The sequence below is a fragment of the Qipengyuania sp. GPGPB31 genome, assembly GCF_038396345.1.
Taxonomy (GTDB): Bacteria; Pseudomonadota; Alphaproteobacteria; order Sphingomonadales; family Sphingomonadaceae; genus Qipengyuania; species Qipengyuania citrea.
This window is the reverse complement of the sequence record NZ_CP149572.1, coordinates 2,622,599-2,638,429: the sequence shown is the minus strand read 5'-3', so window position 1 is coordinate 2,638,429 and position 15,831 is coordinate 2,622,599. Positions and strand designations below refer to the sequence as shown.

Below are 15,831 nucleotides of genomic sequence, written 5' to 3'. Positions count from 1 at the left end.
ATCGTCGCGCTCCTGCTGGCCCAGGCCCGCGGCATCGACGATGGCGATGGCCCTGCCTTCCTTGATGGTCAGCGTCGAAACACGGGCGGCAAGGCTGTCGGGAAGCAGCGCTTTGGGATCGGTCGAACTCATGGGCGCGGCTGCTGTAGCATCGAAAAGCGCGCGGCAACCCCTGTTTTTCCGCCGAACCGCACCTATAAGGAACAGCATGAGAATTTTTGACGGGTTCGGACAGAGGATTTCCCTCGCGATGGCGGGCAAGAAAAGCCCTTGGGGCGGTGGATCGGATGATGGCGGCACGGGCGACACGCCCGGCGGTTCGCAGGGCGGCGGCGACAAGCCGAAGGGCCCGCGCAACCCGTGGCTGCCACCCGGCGGCACCAGCGACGATGGCCGGCGCGCGCCCAATATCGAAGACATCTTCAAGAGCCGCGGCCCCGAAGGCCCGCGTCGCTCGGGCAGCGGGGGCGGGCCCGGCGGCCCCAATTTCCGCTTTCCCCAGCGTCCCGGCGGCAAGAGCTGGTTCCCGCTCGCCGTGGTGGCGATCGTGGGCGTCGGCCTGCTGGCAACCAGCGTGCATCTGGTGGCACCGCAGGAAGAAGGCGTGGTCAAGACGCTGGGCAATTACACCCGCAAGATGGAACCGGGCCTCAATTTCTCCGCCCCCTTCCCGATCGAGACGGTCGATGTGGAAGACGTCGAAGGCGTGCGGTCGGTGCGGATCCCGGGCAACAACAACCAGGCCAAGCTGATCCTGACGGGCGACCAGAACCTAGTCGACCTCAGCTATATCGTGCGCTGGAACATCAAGGATCTGGCGAATTACAAATTCCGCGTGGTCGACCCGATAGAAACCGTGAACGAGGCTGCCGAGGCCGCCATGCGCGCCGCGGTCGCCGAAACCCAGCTCGACGAGACCTTCTCGGGCCAGGGGCGTGCGGCCATCGAGATGGACGTGCGCGAACGCATGCAGCGCACGCTCGACGGCTACCAGGCCGGGGTGCGGGTGCTCGGTGTCGAAATCGAGAAGGCCGATCCGCCCGCGCAGGTGGTGGATGCCTTCCGCGACGTGCAGGTCGCCGAACAGAACGCCGATGCGGCGCGCAACCAGGCGCAGGGCTATGCCCAGCAGGTCCTCGCGCAGGCCGAAGGTGAGGCCGAGGCCTTCGACAAGGTCTATGCCCAGTACCGCCTCGCCCCCGAGGTGACCCGCCAGCGACTGTATTACGAAACGATGGAGCGCGTGCTGAGCCAGACCGACAAGACGATTGTCGAGACCGACAATGTCACACCCTACCTACCGTTGCCGGAAATCCGCCGCCGGTCGCAGCAGCCCGTCACCACCGTGACCGCACCGGAGGGCCAGTAACATGAGCAATTTCCTGCAGGATCACCGCAACACGGTCATCGCGCTGGCAGTGCTGGTGATCGGTTTCATGATGAGCGCCTATGTGGTGCCCGAAGAAGACCAGGTCGTGATCATCCGCACGGGTGAACCGGTCGGTACGGTCAACACGCCCGGCGGCGAAACCGACGCCGGCCTGTATTTCCGCGTGCCCTTCATCGACAGCGTCAACCGCATCGAGAAGCGCCTGCTCGATCTTGAAATGACCGACGAGGAAGTGCTTTCGGCCGACCAGCAGCGCCTGCTCGTCAACGCCTATGCCCGCTTCCGGATCACCGATCCGGTGCGCATGGTCGAACGCGCGGGTTCGACCGATGGCGTGCGCAACGCGCTCGAGCCGATCCTCAACTCGGTGCTGCGCCAGGAACTCGGCCGCCGGACCTTCCAGGCCATGCTGACCGCCGAACGCGGCAGCGCGCTGGCCAATGTCCGCACCAATCTCGATCGTCAGGCGCGGCAGTACGGGGCCGAGGTGGTCGATGTGAAGATCATGCGCACCGACCTTCCCGAAGCGCCGCTGCAATCGGCTTTCCGCCGGATGGAATCGGACCGCGAACGCGAAGCCCGCACGATCCGCGCCGGCGGCAGCCGCGACGCGCGCATCATCCGCGCCGAAGCCGATGCCGAAAGCGCACGGATCTATGCCGAGGCCTTCGGCAAGGATGCCGAGTTCTACGATTTCTACCGCGCGATGCAGAGCTACGACGCGACCTTCTCGAACGACGACAACCCGTCGGAGAGCAGCATCATCCTGTCGCCGGACAATGAATATCTGCGGCAGTTCCGCGGGCGGCGTTGACGGTTCGTCGAACGGCGCCGGCACCGTTCAATCGGCATTCACCGGCGGGCCCGACATTCACCCGCCGGAACGCGTGGTTCCCGCTTGGTCAGCGTTCTGCCGACCGCGGGGCCCGCACAGTAGAGAAGAGGACGAAAAGGACGTGAAGCCAGTGCGATATGCATATTCCGTAACGAGTGCGCTGCTGGTAGGCGGCGCTGCCATTTCGCTCGCGACCGGCTATCCGGCGGGTGCCCAGGTCGCCCAGAACGACGACAGCCAGATGGCGCGCGTGGTGCCCCGTGCGGGCGCTCCCGAAAGCTTCGCCGATCTCACCGCGCAATTGCAGCCTGCGGTGGTCAACATCTCGACCCGCCAGCGGATCGAGGTATCGGGCAACAATGGCAATCCCTTCGCGGGCACGCCCTTCGAAGGCCTGTTCAACCGCCGCGGCGGGCAGCAGCGCGAACCGCAGTACCGCGAAGGCCAGTCGCTAGGTTCGGGCTTCGTCATTTCGGCCGATGGCTATGTCGTGACCAACAACCACGTGGTGAGCCCCAACGGGCGCGGCACGGTGGAAGAGATCACCGTCACCATGCCCGACGGCACCGAATACAATGCCGAACTGGTCGGCACCGATGCGCAGAGCGATCTCGCAGTGCTCAAGATCAGCCGGCGCGAGCCCTTCCCCTTCGTCGAGTTCGGCGATTCGACCCAGTCCCGCCCCGGCGACTGGGTCATCGCGATCGGCAATCCCTTCGGCCTTGGCGGCACGGTCACCTCGGGCATCGTCTCGGCGGTCTATCGCAACACCGGCCAGGGCGGTGCCTATGACCGCTACATCCAGACCGATACCGCGATCAACCGCGGCAATTCGGGCGGCCCGCTGTTCGACATGCAGGGCAATGTGATCGGCATCAACAACGCGATCTTCTCGCCTTCGGGCGGGAGCGTGGGGATCGGTTTCGCCATTCCCGCCGAAATCGCCGCGCCGATCGTGCAGAAGCTGCGCGACGGGGTGGAAATCGAGCGCGGCTATCTCGGCGTATCGATCCAGCCGGTCGACGACGATCTGGCCGATTCGCTCGGCATCCCGCAGAACCGGGGCGAATTCATCCAGGGCGTCCAGCCCGGCGAAGCCGCCGAGCAGGCGGGCATCCGCCCCGGCGATATCGTCACCAAGATCGACGGGCAGGAGGTCACGCCCGATCAGACCCTGTCCTTCCTCGTGGCCAACATCGCGCCGGGCACCACCATTCCGGTCGAACTGGTCCGCGACGGCGAAACCCGCCGCGTCACGCTGACGGTGGGTAAACGTCCGAGCGAGGAGGAACTGCGCCAGCAGCAGCAGTTCAACCCCGACATCGAGGACGAGGACCCGATGGAGCCGGGCGAGAATGCCGTGATCGAGGAACGGCTGGGGCTCCAGGTCCTGCCGCTGACCGCCCAGATCGCGCGCCAGCTGGGTGCCGGCGCGGATACGCAGGGCCTTGTCGTGGCACGCGTCGATCCCAATTCGGATGCGGCCCGCAAGCGCCTGCAGCGCGGCGACATCATCCTGACGGCCAATTATCGCCAGGTGCGCTCGCTCGACGATCTGGAAAGCATTATCCGGACGGCGGAAAGCGAAGACCGCGAAGCCGTGCTGCTGCGCGTCCAGCGCCGCGGCCAGCCGGCGGCCTATGTGGCGGTGCGGCTGCGCTAGCCACCCGGCCCGGACCAGACGACAGCAGGGCGGCTCTTCCGATGGGGAGAGCCGCCCTTTCTGTTGCCAGCCTAGCCTAGTTGATCTGCCGCTGTGCAGGCGGCGAGCGATTGCTTCTGCTTGCCCCGGTGGCTTCCTCAAGGAAATCGTCGCCGATCGCCTGCGGAGCGCCGTCGGCGCCGCGCGGCGGTTGCTGGGGCGGCCGCGGCCCGGGCCCGGGCTGAGAGGTGTTAGACGGGTTCGGCCGCTCGGGGCCGAGCGTGCGGTCGAAGTCCTGCGCGAAGGGGTCGTTGCGCGGCGTGTCCGCAGTGCCCGGTTCGATCAGGTTCCCCTGCTCGTCGATGAAATAGTAATCTTCCGGATCGCCGAACATGTATTCATCGTCGGGCTCCAGCTGCCATTCGGGCAATTGCAGATCGGTGTCGAATTCCTCGACCGGGCGATCCTTGACCGCGTAGCGCATGTAGGCGGCAAAGGCGCGCGCCGGGGCGGTGCCGCCCTGCAGGCCGCCGACGCGGGTGTTGTCGTCACGCCCCATCCATACGCCGGTGGTCACGCCCGAGGAAAAGCCGACGAAATAGCCGTCCTTGTTCGAGCTGGTGGTCCCGGTCTTGCCCGCAACCGGACGCCCGATCTGCGCCGCGCGCCCGGTCCCGGTCGCGACGGCGGTCTGCAGCAAATCGGTGATTCCCGCGGCCACGTAGTCGGGCACCAGCTGCGAGCTGCGCGGCTTTTCATGCTGGTAGAGCAATTCGCCATCGGCGGTCTCGACCTTGAGAATGCCATAGGGTTCGACCGATTCGCCCCGCGCCGACACCGCGGCAAAGGCCCGCGTCATGTCGATCAGCCGGACCTCGTTCGAGCCCAGCACCATGGCCGGATAGGTGTTGATTTCGGTGGTGATCCCGAAGCGCCGCGCCATCGAGGCGACCGAGGTGAAGCCGACCTCATTGCCCAGCTGCGCCGCAACCGTGTTGATCGAATAGGCGAAGGCTGTGCGCAGGTCGATTTCGCCGACATTGCGCCCGCTCGAATTGCGCGGGCTCCAGCCGTCGATGGTCACCGCCGTGTCGACCACGCGGTCGTCGGGCGTGTAGCCCGCTTCGAGCGCGGCGAGATAGACGAACAGTTTCCATGACGAACCCGGCTGTCGCAGCGCATCGGTGGCGCGGTTGTAATTGGTCTGGACGTAATCGGTGCCGCCCACCAGCGCGAGCACAGCGCCGTCGCGGTCCATGCTGACCAGCGCGCCCTGCGCTCCATCGGGCGTGTTCGCCTTGATCGAGGCCGTCGCCGCACGCTGCATTCCGACGTCGAGCGTGGTCCACACCTCGATCGGCTCGAAGGTTTCGGGCAGCAGCATGTCGAGCTGCGGCAGCGCCCAGTCGGTGAAATAGCGCACCGAGTTCTGCCCGGCGTCTTCCTTCAGCCGCACTGCGCTGGGATCGACGGTGACGTCGGGCGAAATGCGCCCCTGTTCCTTCATCAGCCGCAGCACCACGCTGGCGCGGCCGACAGCGGCATCGACATCGGCAGTAGGCGAATAGCGGCTGGGCGCCTTGACCAGCCCGGCGATGATCGCCGCCTCGGCGACCGAGAGCTCGGTTGCGGGATGGCTGAAGAACTTGCGGCTGGCCGAATCGATGCCATAGGCGCCGCCGCCGAAATAGACCTTGTTGAGATAGAGCTCGAGGATCTGCTCCTTCGAAAACTTCCACTCGAGCGCCATGGCGAGGATCGCCTCGCGCAGCTTGCGGTCGAGCGACCGGTTGTTGTTGAGGAAGACGTTGCGCGCCAGCTGCTGGCTGATGGTCGACGTACCGCCCACGCGCGCACGCGATCCGGTCAGCCCCTCGATGATCGCGCCGCCCGTGCGTACCGGATCGATGCCGAAATGCGAATAATAGCGGCGATCCTCGACCGAGATCATCGCATCCTTCATCACCTGCGGGATATCGTCCGCGGTCAGCCACTTGCCGAAGCTGGGGCCCAGCTCGACGATCTCGGTCCCGTCGCGCGCGCGCACGACGATGGTCTGTGCGGTCTGCGACGCCTTGAGCTGGTAATAGCTGGGCATCGAGCGGACCGAAAAGGCCACTGCCAGACTGACGAACAGCACCAACAACAAGGCCAGCGCGGCGCCCCAGATCGCCAGCCGGCGGCCCCATGTCCGCAGCCGGCCCGGCGGTGTGCCGCCCGCTGCGGAGCCGCGTTTCTGGCGTCGCGTCCGCTGGCGACCACTGCGTCGGTTATTCATTGCTTACGCTGGCACCCTTGTTGCTGTCCGCCCTGTAATTGCCGCAATCTCGCATGGCGAGAGCTAACCGCATGTGAACGGCAGGCGGCGGCGCTTAATCCTCGGGCTCGAAATCGAGCGCGGCGGAATTGATGCAATAGCGCATGCCCCCGCGATCGCGCGGACCGTCGGGGAAGACATGCCCCAGGTGCCCGCCGCAATTGGCGCAGGTGACTTCGGTCCGCACCATGCCATGCGAGGTATCGCGGTGCTCGTTCACCGCCTCGCCCTCGGCCGGGGCAGTAAAGGCGGGCCAGCCGCAGCCGCTGTTGTACTTGTCGTCGCTTTCGAACAGCTTCTGACCGCATCCGGCGCAGTAATATTCGCCTTCATCGTAATGCTTGTCGTACTTGCCGGTGAAGGCGCGTTCGGTGCCTGCCTGGCGCAGCACTTGGTATTGTTCGGGGCTCAGTTTCTCCCGCCATTCGGCATCGGTGATTTCTTGCTGGTCGGGCAATGCCTTGTCCTTTCGAGTGAGGTATCCCATATAGGGCCAACCGGAGCCGATGCACGCGGTTCCGCGAATGGTCGACGATTTGCTTGACGATTCGCAGGGGCGCCGCTAAGTGCGCCGCTTTCCGGCGGCCCGTGCCGCCTTTCCGTACGCAATACAGAGATTTTCCGCCGCGCATGCCGTGCGGCCTGACGAGGACAGACATGGCCAATACGCCGCAAGCCAAAAAGCGCATCCGTCGCAACGAAAAGCGCGCCGAAATCAACGGTGCCCGCATGAGCCGCATCCGCAACTTCCTCAAGAAGGTGGAAACCGCGATCGAAGGCGGCGACAAGGACAGCGCGCAGACCGCGCTCCGCAACGCCCAGCCGGAACTGGCGCGCGGTGTTGCCCGCGGCGTGCTTCACAAGAACACGGCGTCGCGCAAGATGAGCCGTCTGAGCAAGCGCGTTTCCGCGCTCTGATCTTCGGCCGCCGGCTTTCGCAGCCGGCTGCAAGCGAGTCATTCGAAGGGGCCGCCGGTGTACCGGCGGCCCTTTTGTCGTATTCCAGTTTCATTCCGATACCGGCCTGTAATGACGCCGTAACATAACCCTTGGGAATCCCGCGATTCGCGCTGCCATTTCGGGCTTATCGTAGTAGATTCATCGACTTGAACGGGCCCCTGCGGGGTCCACTTGAGTCAACAAGTATATTTCGTGTTTTTTACAGTTATCCCCCTTGCGACTCATCCGGAGAGCGACCTACACCAAGGCTCTCAGTCGGGGGCGGGACAGCTCCGGCTTTTAAATGATCGATGTGCGAGGGCGACCTCCGGATGAACCGATTCCGGAGCGGGACTGTGCTGTGCCCGGCCTTGCCGATGTAAGAACAACAAACAGGCGGCGGGTCAGCCGACCGGGGGTGATAAGTAGTATGCGAAAGACATCGGACATCGGCGCGCAGAAGGCACAGGACGATTTCATGGCAGACCAGGAAGCCGTAAACCTTGCCGCCGATTGGGCCGACATCAGCCAGGGCCTGCGCAAGGACCTGGGCCACCAGCTGCACAGCCAGTGGATCAAGCCGATCCAGGTGGGCGGGATCGAAAAGGAAACCGGCACGCTCGACCTCTTCCTGCCCACCGAATTCAGCGCCAACTGGGTCAAGGACCGCTTTGCCGACCGCCTCGGCCTGGCATGGAAGATCGCGCGCAGCGAAGTGCGCGACGTCCGCATCCAGGTCCATCCCGGGCGCCGCCAGGTAACGGATTTGCGGCTGCATTCTGACGGCCGCCGCCCGGCCAATGACGGGCTCGACACCTCGATGATGGCGATCGGCGCCGACACGCTGGGCGACACCGGTTTCACCAGCTCGGTCGGCCTCGACCCGAGCCTCACCTTTGCCGCCTTTATCACCGGCGAAGCCAATGTGCTGGCGTTCAATGCCGCGCAGCGCATGGGCGCGACCGAGAAGCCGCAGTTCAGCCCGCTCTACCTCAAGGCCGCCACCGGTCAGGGCAAGACGCACCTGCTGCACGCCACCGGCCACGCGTTCCTGCAGGCGCATCCGCGCAGCCGTATCTTCTACTGCAGCGCCGAGCGCTTCATGGTCGAATTCGTCCAGGCGCTGAAGGCCAACCAGATGCTCGAATTCAAGGCGCGCCTGCGCAGCTTCGACCTGTTGCTGGTGGACGACATCCAGTTCATCATCGGCAAGGCCAGCGCGCAGGAAGAACTGCTCTACACGATCGATGCGCTGCTCGCCGAAGGCAAGCGGCTGGTGTTCGCCGCCGACCGCGCCCCGCAGGCGCTGGACGGGGTCGAACCGCGGCTGCTGAGCCGGCTGTCGATGGGTCTGGTCGCCGACATCCAAGCCGCCGATATCGAGCTGCGCAAGAAGATCCTGACCTCCAAGCTGACGCGCTTCGCGCCGCTCGAGGTCCCTGCCGACGTGCTCGACTTCCTCGCGCGGACGATCACGCGTAACATCCGCGAACTGGTCGGCGGGCTCAACAAGCTGATCGCCTACGCCCAGCTCACCGGGCAGGAAGTCTCGCTCCAGCTGGCCGAAGAGCAGCTGACCGATATCCTGTCGGCCAATCGCCGGCGGATCACGATCGACGAGATCCAGCGCACCGTGTGCCAGTTCTACCGCATCGACCGCAGCGAGATGAGCAGCAAGCGCCGCGCGCGCGCCGTGGTCCGACCGCGGCAGGTGGCGATGTATCTGTCGAAGGTGCTCACCCCGCGCAGCTATCCGGAAATCGGACGCAAGTTCGGCGGACGCGACCATTCGACCGTGATCCACGCAGTGCGGCTGATCGAAGACCTGCGCCAGCGCGATGCCGATATGGACGGCGATGTGCGCAGCCTGCTGCGCCAGCTGGAAAGCTGACGCCCCCGCTGCCCTGCGGCGCCTTCCTCAACCGGAGCACAGCTGATCGACAGGTCTGTACACAGACCTGTCGACAGGCACGCCGCGACGCGTCAAAGAGCCTCCATGCCCGATCCCGCCCCCACTGCGCAGCCTGCAGGCATCGACCTGCCGCATTCCTTCGGCGCGGCGCTGCTGCGCGGGGCGCGCTGCCGCTGCCCGCGCTGCGGCGAGGCGCGGCTGTTCCGGCGCTGGCTCAAGCCTTATGACACCTGCCCCGCCTGCACGCTCGATATCTCGGGCCAGCGGGCGGACGATTTCCCCGCCTACATCTCGATCTTCGTGACCGGGCACTTGCTGGCGCCGGTGCTGATCGTGCTGGCAAGCGATTTTGCGCTGTCGAGCACGGCGATCCTCGCGATCATCCTGCCGCTGGCGGTCGCCTTCATGCTGCTCACGCTGCAACCCGCGAAGGGCGCAGTGATCGCGCTGCAATGGTGGCATGGCATGCACGGCTTTCGCGCCGAACGCCGCCCCCAGCCCGGCGACGACGCATGAGCTTGTCGCCCGAGCGCCTCGACCGCTTTGCCCGCCACATCGTGCTGCCCGAAATCGGCGGCGCGGGGCAGGTCGCGCTGGCCGGCAAGCACCTCGTGCTGGTGGGCCTCGGCGGGATCGGTTCGCCCGCGCTCCAATATCTCGCCGGGGCGGGAATCGGGAAACTCACGCTGGTCGACGACGACCGGGTGGAGGCGTCGAACCTGCAACGCCAGACATTGTTCAATGCGCGCGATGTCGGCCACGGCAAGGCGGTCATCGCCAAGCGCTGGGTGACCGGCTTCGATCCCGAACTCGACGTGACGATCAGCGACCGCCGGATCACGCGCGACAATGCCCATGAACTGGTGGTCGATGCCGACCTGATTCTCGACGGGACCGACAATTTCGCCACCCGGCTGGCTGTATCCGACGCCTGCGTCGCCGAACGCGTCCCGCTGCTGTCCGCGGCGGTCGGCCGCTTTCAGGGGCAGGTCGGCGCCTTTGCCGGGCACCTGCCGGGCGAGGCCTGTTATCGCTGCTTCGTCGGCGATGCGTTCGATGCGGAAGATTGCGACAGCTGCGCCGAGGACGGCATGCTGGGCGCCATGGCCGGCTGGGTCGCGACATTCGCCGCGCTGCAGGCAGTGCGCACCCTGCTCGACGGCGTCAGCGCATTCGGCGCAACCGATTGGGGGCGGGTCCATTTGCTCGACGGGCTCAAGCCCGGCATGCGCAATTTCACCATTGCGAAGGACCCGGCCTGCACCGGCTGCGGATCAGCCGCCTAGCACCTCGTCGACCCATTCCGGCACCACCTTGGTTGCCGGACCCTGGCGGGTTTCGTGGAACCAGCGCGAACCCTGGCTTGCTTCGAGGTTGAGCTCGAGCGTGCGGACGCGCCGCTGGCGCGCTTCCTCGACGAAACCGGCCGCGGGATAGACCGCGCCCGACGTGCCGATCGACACGAACAGGTCCGCCCGCCGCAGCGCCGAATATATCCGCCCCATTTCATAGGGCATCTCGCCGAACCAGACGACATCGGGGCGCAGGCTGCGCGCATCGCAGGCCGGGCAGGCCGGGCGATCGATCAGCGGCCCGGTCCACGGCGTGCGCACGTCGCAGGCTGTGCACCAGGCGTTGAGATGCGTCCCGTGCATGTGGAGCACGCGCCCCGCGCCAGCGCGTTCGTGCAGATCGTCGACATTCTGCGTAACGATCAGCAGCTCGCCGTCCCAGTTCGCGTCCAGCCGCGCCAGCGCCTCATGCGCGGCATTGGGCTGCTTGGTCTGGATCGCCTCGCGCCGCATGTCGTAGAAACGCAGGACCAGTTCGGGATCGCGCGCGAAGCCTTCGGGCGTGGCGACGTCTTCCACCCGGTGTTGTTCCCACAGCCCGCCGGCATCGCGGAAGGTATCGATGCCGCTTTCCGCGGAAATCCCCGCCCCGGTGAGTATCACGATGTTGCGCATGTCGGTCATTTGCCCTCAAGTAGCGATGCAGAAGGGCAAGTCAAAGACCGGCCATGAACCATAACCGAAAGGGAGCAGCAGTGGCACGGATCGGAATTATCGGCAGCGAGGGCGCAATGGGCCAGGCGCTGGCCGGCGTGATTGACGCCAGCGACCACGAATGGGCCGGCGGCATCGACCGCGGCGGCGATGCGGCATCGCTTGCCGACGCCAGCGATGTGCTGGTGGATTTCTCCTCGCCGCAGGCGCTCGACGCCAATCTGCATGCCGCGATCGGCGCCGGCATTCCGCTCGTCATCGGGACCACCGGGCTGGAGGAACGCCATCACGGCGCGATCGACGATGCCGCGCGTGCAGTGGCGGTGCTGCAGACGGGCAACACCTCGCTGGGGGTGACGCTGCTGGCGCATCTGGTCCGCGAGGCGGCCGAGCGGCTGGGCCCGGACTGGGATATCGAGATCCTTGAAATGCACCACCGCCGCAAGGTCGATGCCCCCAGCGGGACCGCGCTGCTGCTGGGCGAAGCCGCGGCGGCCGGGCGCGGGGTTGCGCTGGGCGATCACGCAGTGCGCGGGCGCGACGGGTGCACCGGCGCGCGGGAAGAGGGCGCGATCGGCTTCGCGGCGCTGCGCGGCGGCACGGTGGCGGGCGAGCACAGCGTCATCCTCGCCGGCAGCGAAGAGCGCATCACGCTGTCGCACAGCGCGGAAAACCGGTCGATCTTCGCGCGCGGCGCGGTGCGCGCGGCGGAATGGATGATCGGCCGGACCCCCGGCCGCTATACGATGGATCAGGTGCTGGGGATCTGACCCGGTGACGCTGCGCGCCAGGCTCCACCGGCAGCTCCACATCGGCTCTTGGCCGAACGGCAAGCTGACCGGGCTCAACGTGTTCGTCGTGTGGGTCATCCTTGCCGCGCTGCTGGTGGGGATCGTCGCGACCGAACCGGCGATCCGCCTGCCCTATCAGGACGAAATCCTGATCGCGGAATTCATCTTCGGGCTGGTCTTCCTGCTCGAATATGCGGGGCGGATCTTCGCCGCCCCCGAACGCGAAGGCCCCGGCACCCCCTGGCAGAAACGCTGGCGCTTCATCTTCTCCCCGATCGGGCTGATCGACCTCGTGGTGGTGGTGGTCAGCCTGGCGCCGTTCTTCGTGGCCAATGCCGCCGTGCTGCGCGTGATCCGCCTGCTGCGGATCGTGTCGATCATGAAGTTCAGCCGCTTTTCCGCCGCCATGCGCGAAATCGGCGCGGCGCTGCGCGAACGCAGCTACGATCTGCTCGTCTGCGCCACGCTGGCGCTGGTCCTCGTGCTGCTGGGCGCTGCCGGCCTCTACTGGGTCGAGGGCGCCCTGCAGCCCGAGCAGTTCGGCTCGATCCCGCGCGCGCTGTGGTGGGCGGTGATCACGCTGACCACGGTGGGATATGGCGACGCCTATCCGGTCACCGCACTGGGCCGGCTGATCGGTTCGGCTGTCGCCATCGGCGGCGTGCTGCTGGTCGCCCTGCCCACCGGAATCGTTGCCGCCGCTTTCAGCGACGCCATGCAACGCCGCCGCGAAGCGATGGCCCGCGCGCTTGAGGAAATGGAAGGCGCAGGCCTGGAATGAGCCGCCAACAGCTATGACCAAAGACCAGATATTCGAGTTTTTCCGCCGGCTGGCGGAGGACAATCCCTCACCCGAGACCGAGCTGGAATATGGCAATGCCTACCAGCTGGTGGTGGCCGTGGCGCTGTCGGCGCAGGCGACCGATGTCGGCGTCAACAAGGCCACGCGCGCGCTCTTCGCCGAAGTGGAGACGCCCCGGCAGATGCTCGAACTGGGCGAAGAGGGACTGAAGGAGCACATCAAGACCATCGGCCTGTTCAACTCCAAGGCCAAGAACGTGATCGCGCTGAGCCAATTGCTGGTCGACGAGTATGACGGCGAGGTGCCCGACACGCGCGAGGATCTCGTCCGCCTCCCCGGCGTGGGCCGCAAGACCGCCAATGTCGTGCTCAATTGCTGGTTCGGGCAGGAAACCTTCGCGGTGGACACGCATATCCTGCGCGTCGGCAACCGCACCGGCCTCGCCAAGGGCAAGACGCCCGAGCAGGTCGAGGCCAAGCTGGAAAAGCGCGTGCCGCAGCCCTTCCGGCTGGGCGCGCATCACTGGCTGATCCTGCATGGCCGCTATGTCTGCAAGGCACGCACGCCCGAATGCTGGCGCTGCCCAGTGGTCGATTTATGCAGCTATCGCAAGAAGGTGCTGGAGAAGCCCAGGGGACGGTAGGTCCAACAGCCTCCCCATCCGGCGCCGCCAGACGGGGCGGATTCTCTATTCAGACATCATCCGCCGAGATCATCTCGCGCGTGTCGATCTCGCCGGTCATCACCGCCACCGTAGTTGCCACGGCCGCGTCGCCGCTGACATTGGTGGTGGTGCGCATCATGTCCATGATCCGGTCCACGCCGGCGACGAAGGCGATCGTTTCCAGCGGCACGCCGACCGCCCCGAACACCAGCGCCATCATGATCAGGCCCGCGCCGGGGATGCCCGCCGCGCCGACCGCGCCCAGCGTGGCGAGGATCGAGATGAGGAAATAGTCGCCCATCGACAGGTCGACGCCGAAGATCTGCGCGCCGAACAGCGTCGCAAGTCCCAGGTACATCGCGGTGCCGTTCATGTTGATCGTCGCCCCCAGCGCGATCACGAAGCTCGCCACCGAGTTCGACACGCCTAGGTTCCGCTCGGCGCAACGCAGCGTCACCGGCAGCGTCGCGTTCGAACTGGCGGTCGAATAGCTCACCGCCATCGCATCGACGATGCCGCGGAAGAAATCGCGCACCGGCAGCCGGGCGAGGAACTTGATCATGCTGCCGTAGATCAGCACGATGATCAGCAGGCAGCCGAGATAGTTGAGGCCGACCAGCTTGGCGAGGCTGACCAAGGCATCGAGCCCCAGCGTGCCCGCCACCCAGGCCATCAGCGCGAAGACGCCGAAGGGGGTCAGCTCCATCACGATCATGGTAACCTTCTGCATTATCACCGCGCCGCTATCGAACACCTTCTGGACGGGAAGGCCTTCTTCCTTGGCCATCAGGATGCCGATGCCGATCAGCAGCGAAAAGACGATCAACGGCAACACGGCCACGTCCGCCATCACCTGGACCGGGCTTTCGGGCACGATCGAAAGCACCATGTCGACCGCAGTGGTCTCGTTGGGAACCGGGGTCTCGCCCATCTGGATCGCGCTGGTATCCACACCCGCACCCGGCTGGATCAGCGTGCCGAGGCCGAGGCCGAGCCAGACCGCGATCTGCCCGGTGACGACGAACAGCAGCAGCGCGCGTCCGCCGACCGCGCCCAGCTTGCGCAGGTCGCCGATCGCGGCGACGCCCGACACGAGGCTGAAGAAGATCAGCGGGACGACCAGCATCTTGATCGCCTTGATGAAGAAATCGCCGATCCACTTGATGCTTTCGGCATCGGGACCCCAGGCCCAGCCGGTGAGCACACCCAGAATGAGCGCGGTGACCACGCGCTGCCACAGTGGAATTTCGAACCACGTCTTCAGCAAATTCCCAACCCCTGTCTACCGTCGTTGCAAGCGGCATGGCCGCGCGCCAATCCATGACGCAGTTCTCGGCGAAAGCAAAGCAAAGTGAACGCCGGACCGCCGCTGCCCCGCGTCCTGGCCTAGGCCTGGCCGGCCAGCACGTCCCGCGCGATGCGCGCGTAAATCCGGCCGAGCGCGGCAAGGTCTTCCACCGCCACCGCCTCATTGGTCTTGTGCATGGTTGCATTGACCAGCCCGAATTCGATCACCGGGCAGACGCTGCGCAGGAACCGCGCATCCGACGTGCCGCCGGTGGTCGAGGGTTCGGGATCGACGCCGGTTTCCGCCTTCACGGCGGCGGCAATCGTATCGCTGAAGGCACCGGGGGGGGTCAGGAACGGCTCGCCGCTGATGATCGGCAGCGCGCTGCCGCCGTGCTTTTCCGCGATTTCGCCGACCTTCTCGGACAGCGTTGCGCCCGAATGAAGATCGTTGAAGCGGATCGAGATCCGCGCCTTGGCGACCGCGGGGATCACATTGTGTGCATCGTTGGGCACGTCGATCTCGGTCACTTCGAGATTGCTCGGCTGGAACCAGTCGGTGCCTTCGTCCAGCACCAGCGCATCGAGGTCGGCGAGCATCGCCACCAGCCTGGGGATCGGATTGTCCGCCAGATGCGGATAGGCGACGTGCCCCTGCGTGCCCTGCACTTCGAGCCAGATGTTGACCGAACCGCGCCGCCCGATCTTCATCATGTCGCCCAGCCGGTTGACCGAGGTGGGTTCGCCGACGAGGCAGAGGTCCGGCTGGTGGCCTTGCTCGCGCATGAAATTGATCAGCGCGCGCGTGCCGTGCAGCGCGGGGCCCTCCTCGTCGCCGGTGATGATGAAGCTGATCGTCCCCGCATCGGCAGGCACCTGCGCCGCCGCATCGACCATGCAGGCGATCGCTCCCTTCATGTCGACCGCGCCGCGGCCATAGAGCAGCTCGCCGCGCACCTCGGGTTCGAAGGCCTCGCTGGTCCAGCCGCCACCGGGCGGGACGACGTCGAGATGGCCGGCAAAGGCCAGGTGCCGCGAGCCTTCGGGCCCGCGGCGGATCGCGAAGAGGTTCTCCACCGGCGCCTCGGGCGTGCCCGCGGCGCCCTCCCCGCGCGTGAACCGCGTCACCTCGAAGCCGAGCGGCGCCAGCATCGCTTCCAGCGCATCGAACACCTCTCCCGTGGCGGGAGTGACACTGGGCGCGGCCATCAGCCGCTTGGCGAGATCGAGAACATCAGTCATGCTG

The 15,831-nt window shown here is 66.1% G+C and carries 15 protein-coding genes; 10 read left to right on the top strand and 5 right to left on the bottom strand.

Going from position 1 to position 15,831, the window contains the following annotated elements:
* Window positions 1-208: 208 nt before the first annotated feature.
* The 3 genes from WKH79_RS13245 to WKH79_RS13235 all read left to right on the top strand — a co-directional run bounded on the left by WKH79_RS13245 (window position 209) and on the right by WKH79_RS13235 (window position 3,888).
* Window positions 209-1,369, top strand: a complete 1,161-nt coding sequence (locus tag WKH79_RS13245; protein WP_341859124.1) for a protease modulator HflK — start codon at window positions 209-211, stop codon at window positions 1,367-1,369.
* Between the two features lies 1 nt (window position 1,370).
* Window positions 1,371-2,204, top strand: a complete 834-nt coding sequence (locus WKH79_RS13240) for a protease modulator HflC (RefSeq protein WP_063505630.1) — start codon at window positions 1,371-1,373, stop codon at window positions 2,202-2,204.
* 151 nt (window positions 2,205-2,355) lie between these two features.
* Window positions 2,356-3,888 (top strand): Do family serine endopeptidase, encoded by a 1,533-nt coding sequence (locus WKH79_RS13235; RefSeq protein WP_050599736.1) that lies wholly within the window; start codon window positions 2,356-2,358, stop codon window positions 3,886-3,888.
* Between the two features lie 76 nt (window positions 3,889-3,964).
* Here the strand turns inward: WKH79_RS13235 and WKH79_RS13230 are convergent, their stop codons facing one another.
* Window positions 3,965-6,145, bottom strand: coding sequence for a PBP1A family penicillin-binding protein (locus WKH79_RS13230; RefSeq protein ID WP_341859123.1), 2,181 nt, complete (start codon window positions 6,143-6,145; stop codon window positions 3,965-3,967).
* Between the two features lie 94 nt (window positions 6,146-6,239).
* On the bottom strand, window positions 6,240-6,671 hold the full coding sequence (msrB, locus tag WKH79_RS13225; RefSeq protein ID WP_341859122.1) for a peptide-methionine (R)-S-oxide reductase MsrB: 432 nt from the start codon (window positions 6,669-6,671) through the stop codon (window positions 6,240-6,242).
* A 170-nt stretch (window positions 6,672-6,841) separates the two neighbouring features.
* Here msrB and rpsT point away from each other — a divergent pair, with 170 nt between their 5' ends.
* From rpsT to WKH79_RS13205, 4 genes are all read left to right on the top strand, one after another.
* A complete protein-coding gene (rpsT, locus tag WKH79_RS13220; protein ID WP_050599739.1) occupies window positions 6,842-7,102 on the top strand; it encodes a 30S ribosomal protein S20 in 261 nt (86 codons plus the stop codon).
* A gap of 451 nt (window positions 7,103-7,553) precedes the next feature.
* Complete coding sequence (dnaA, locus tag WKH79_RS13215; protein WP_050599740.1) at window positions 7,554-9,014, top strand: chromosomal replication initiator protein DnaA; 1,461 nt, start codon at window positions 7,554-7,556, stop codon at window positions 9,012-9,014.
* A gap of 105 nt (window positions 9,015-9,119) precedes the next feature.
* Entirely contained in the window at window positions 9,120-9,551 is a 432-nt protein-coding gene (locus tag WKH79_RS13210; RefSeq protein WP_050599741.1) for a DUF983 domain-containing protein, read from the top strand.
* Window positions 9,548-10,321 (top strand): HesA/MoeB/ThiF family protein, encoded by a 774-nt coding sequence (locus WKH79_RS13205; protein WP_197458159.1) that lies wholly within the window; start codon window positions 9,548-9,550, stop codon window positions 10,319-10,321. Before WKH79_RS13210 ends, WKH79_RS13205 begins: the two co-directional genes overlap by 4 nt.
* On the opposite strand, the gene WKH79_RS13200 is transcribed toward WKH79_RS13205, so the two are convergent.
* Window positions 10,310-11,011, bottom strand: a complete 702-nt coding sequence (locus tag WKH79_RS13200; RefSeq protein ID WP_063505627.1) for an NAD-dependent deacylase — start codon at window positions 11,009-11,011, stop codon at window positions 10,310-10,312. The genes WKH79_RS13205 and WKH79_RS13200 overlap by 12 nt on opposite strands.
* 71 nt (window positions 11,012-11,082) lie before the next feature.
* Between WKH79_RS13200 and dapB the strand changes: the two genes are divergently transcribed.
* From dapB to nth, 3 genes are read left to right on the top strand one after another with little or no spacing between them, the layout of a single operon-like run.
* The gene (gene dapB / locus WKH79_RS13195; RefSeq protein WP_063505626.1) at window positions 11,083-11,811 is read left to right on the top strand and encodes a 4-hydroxy-tetrahydrodipicolinate reductase; all 729 of its coding nucleotides are present in this window, start codon (window positions 11,083-11,085) and stop codon (window positions 11,809-11,811) included.
* A gap of 4 nt (window positions 11,812-11,815) precedes the next feature.
* The gene (locus tag WKH79_RS13190) at window positions 11,816-12,613 is read left to right on the top strand and encodes an ion transporter (RefSeq protein ID WP_341859121.1); all 798 of its coding nucleotides are present in this window, start codon (window positions 11,816-11,818) and stop codon (window positions 12,611-12,613) included.
* Between the two features lie 13 nt (window positions 12,614-12,626).
* Window positions 12,627-13,277, top strand: a complete 651-nt coding sequence (gene nth / locus WKH79_RS13185) for an endonuclease III (protein WP_341859120.1) — start codon at window positions 12,627-12,629, stop codon at window positions 13,275-13,277.
* 49 nt (window positions 13,278-13,326) lie between these two features.
* On the opposite strand, the gene WKH79_RS13180 is transcribed toward nth, so the two are convergent.
* Window positions 13,327-14,565: a dicarboxylate/amino acid:cation symporter gene (locus WKH79_RS13180; protein ID WP_063512812.1), complete on the bottom strand. Its 1,239-nt coding sequence runs from the start codon at window positions 14,563-14,565 to the stop codon at window positions 13,327-13,329.
* Between the two features lie 119 nt (window positions 14,566-14,684).
* Entirely contained in the window at window positions 14,685-15,827 is a 1,143-nt protein-coding gene (gene dapE, locus WKH79_RS13175; protein ID WP_341859119.1) for a succinyl-diaminopimelate desuccinylase, read from the bottom strand.
* Window positions 15,828-15,831: the final 4 nt, after the last annotated feature.

Bases quoted from the DNA above. Each gene is read 5' to 3' on its own strand.
- WKH79_RS13245 (WP_341859124.1), top strand. From the start codon at position 209: ATGAGAATTTTTGACGGGTTCGGACAGAGGATTTCCCTCGCGATGGCG.
- WKH79_RS13240 (WP_063505630.1), top strand. From the start codon at position 1,371: ATGAGCAATTTCCTGCAGGATCACCGCAACACGGTCATCGCGCTGGCA.
- WKH79_RS13230 (WP_341859123.1), bottom strand. From the start codon at position 6,145: ATGAATAACCGACGCAGTGGTCGCCAGCGGACGCGACGCCAGAAACGC.
- msrB (WP_341859122.1), bottom strand. From the start codon at position 6,671: ATGGGATACCTCACTCGAAAGGACAAGGCATTGCCCGACCAGCAAGAA.
- rpsT (WP_050599739.1), top strand. From the start codon at position 6,842: ATGGCCAATACGCCGCAAGCCAAAAAGCGCATCCGTCGCAACGAAAAG.
- dnaA (WP_050599740.1), top strand. From the start codon at position 7,554: ATGCGAAAGACATCGGACATCGGCGCGCAGAAGGCACAGGACGATTTC.
- WKH79_RS13210 (WP_050599741.1), top strand. From the start codon at position 9,120: ATGCCCGATCCCGCCCCCACTGCGCAGCCTGCAGGCATCGACCTGCCG.
- WKH79_RS13205 (WP_197458159.1), top strand. From the start codon at position 9,548: ATGAGCTTGTCGCCCGAGCGCCTCGACCGCTTTGCCCGCCACATCGTG.
- WKH79_RS13200 (WP_063505627.1), bottom strand. From the start codon at position 11,011: ATGACCGACATGCGCAACATCGTGATACTCACCGGGGCGGGGATTTCC.
- nth (WP_341859120.1), top strand. From the start codon at position 12,627: ATGACCAAAGACCAGATATTCGAGTTTTTCCGCCGGCTGGCGGAGGAC.
- dapE (WP_341859119.1), bottom strand. From the start codon at position 15,827: ATGACTGATGTTCTCGATCTCGCCAAGCGGCTGATGGCCGCGCCCAGT.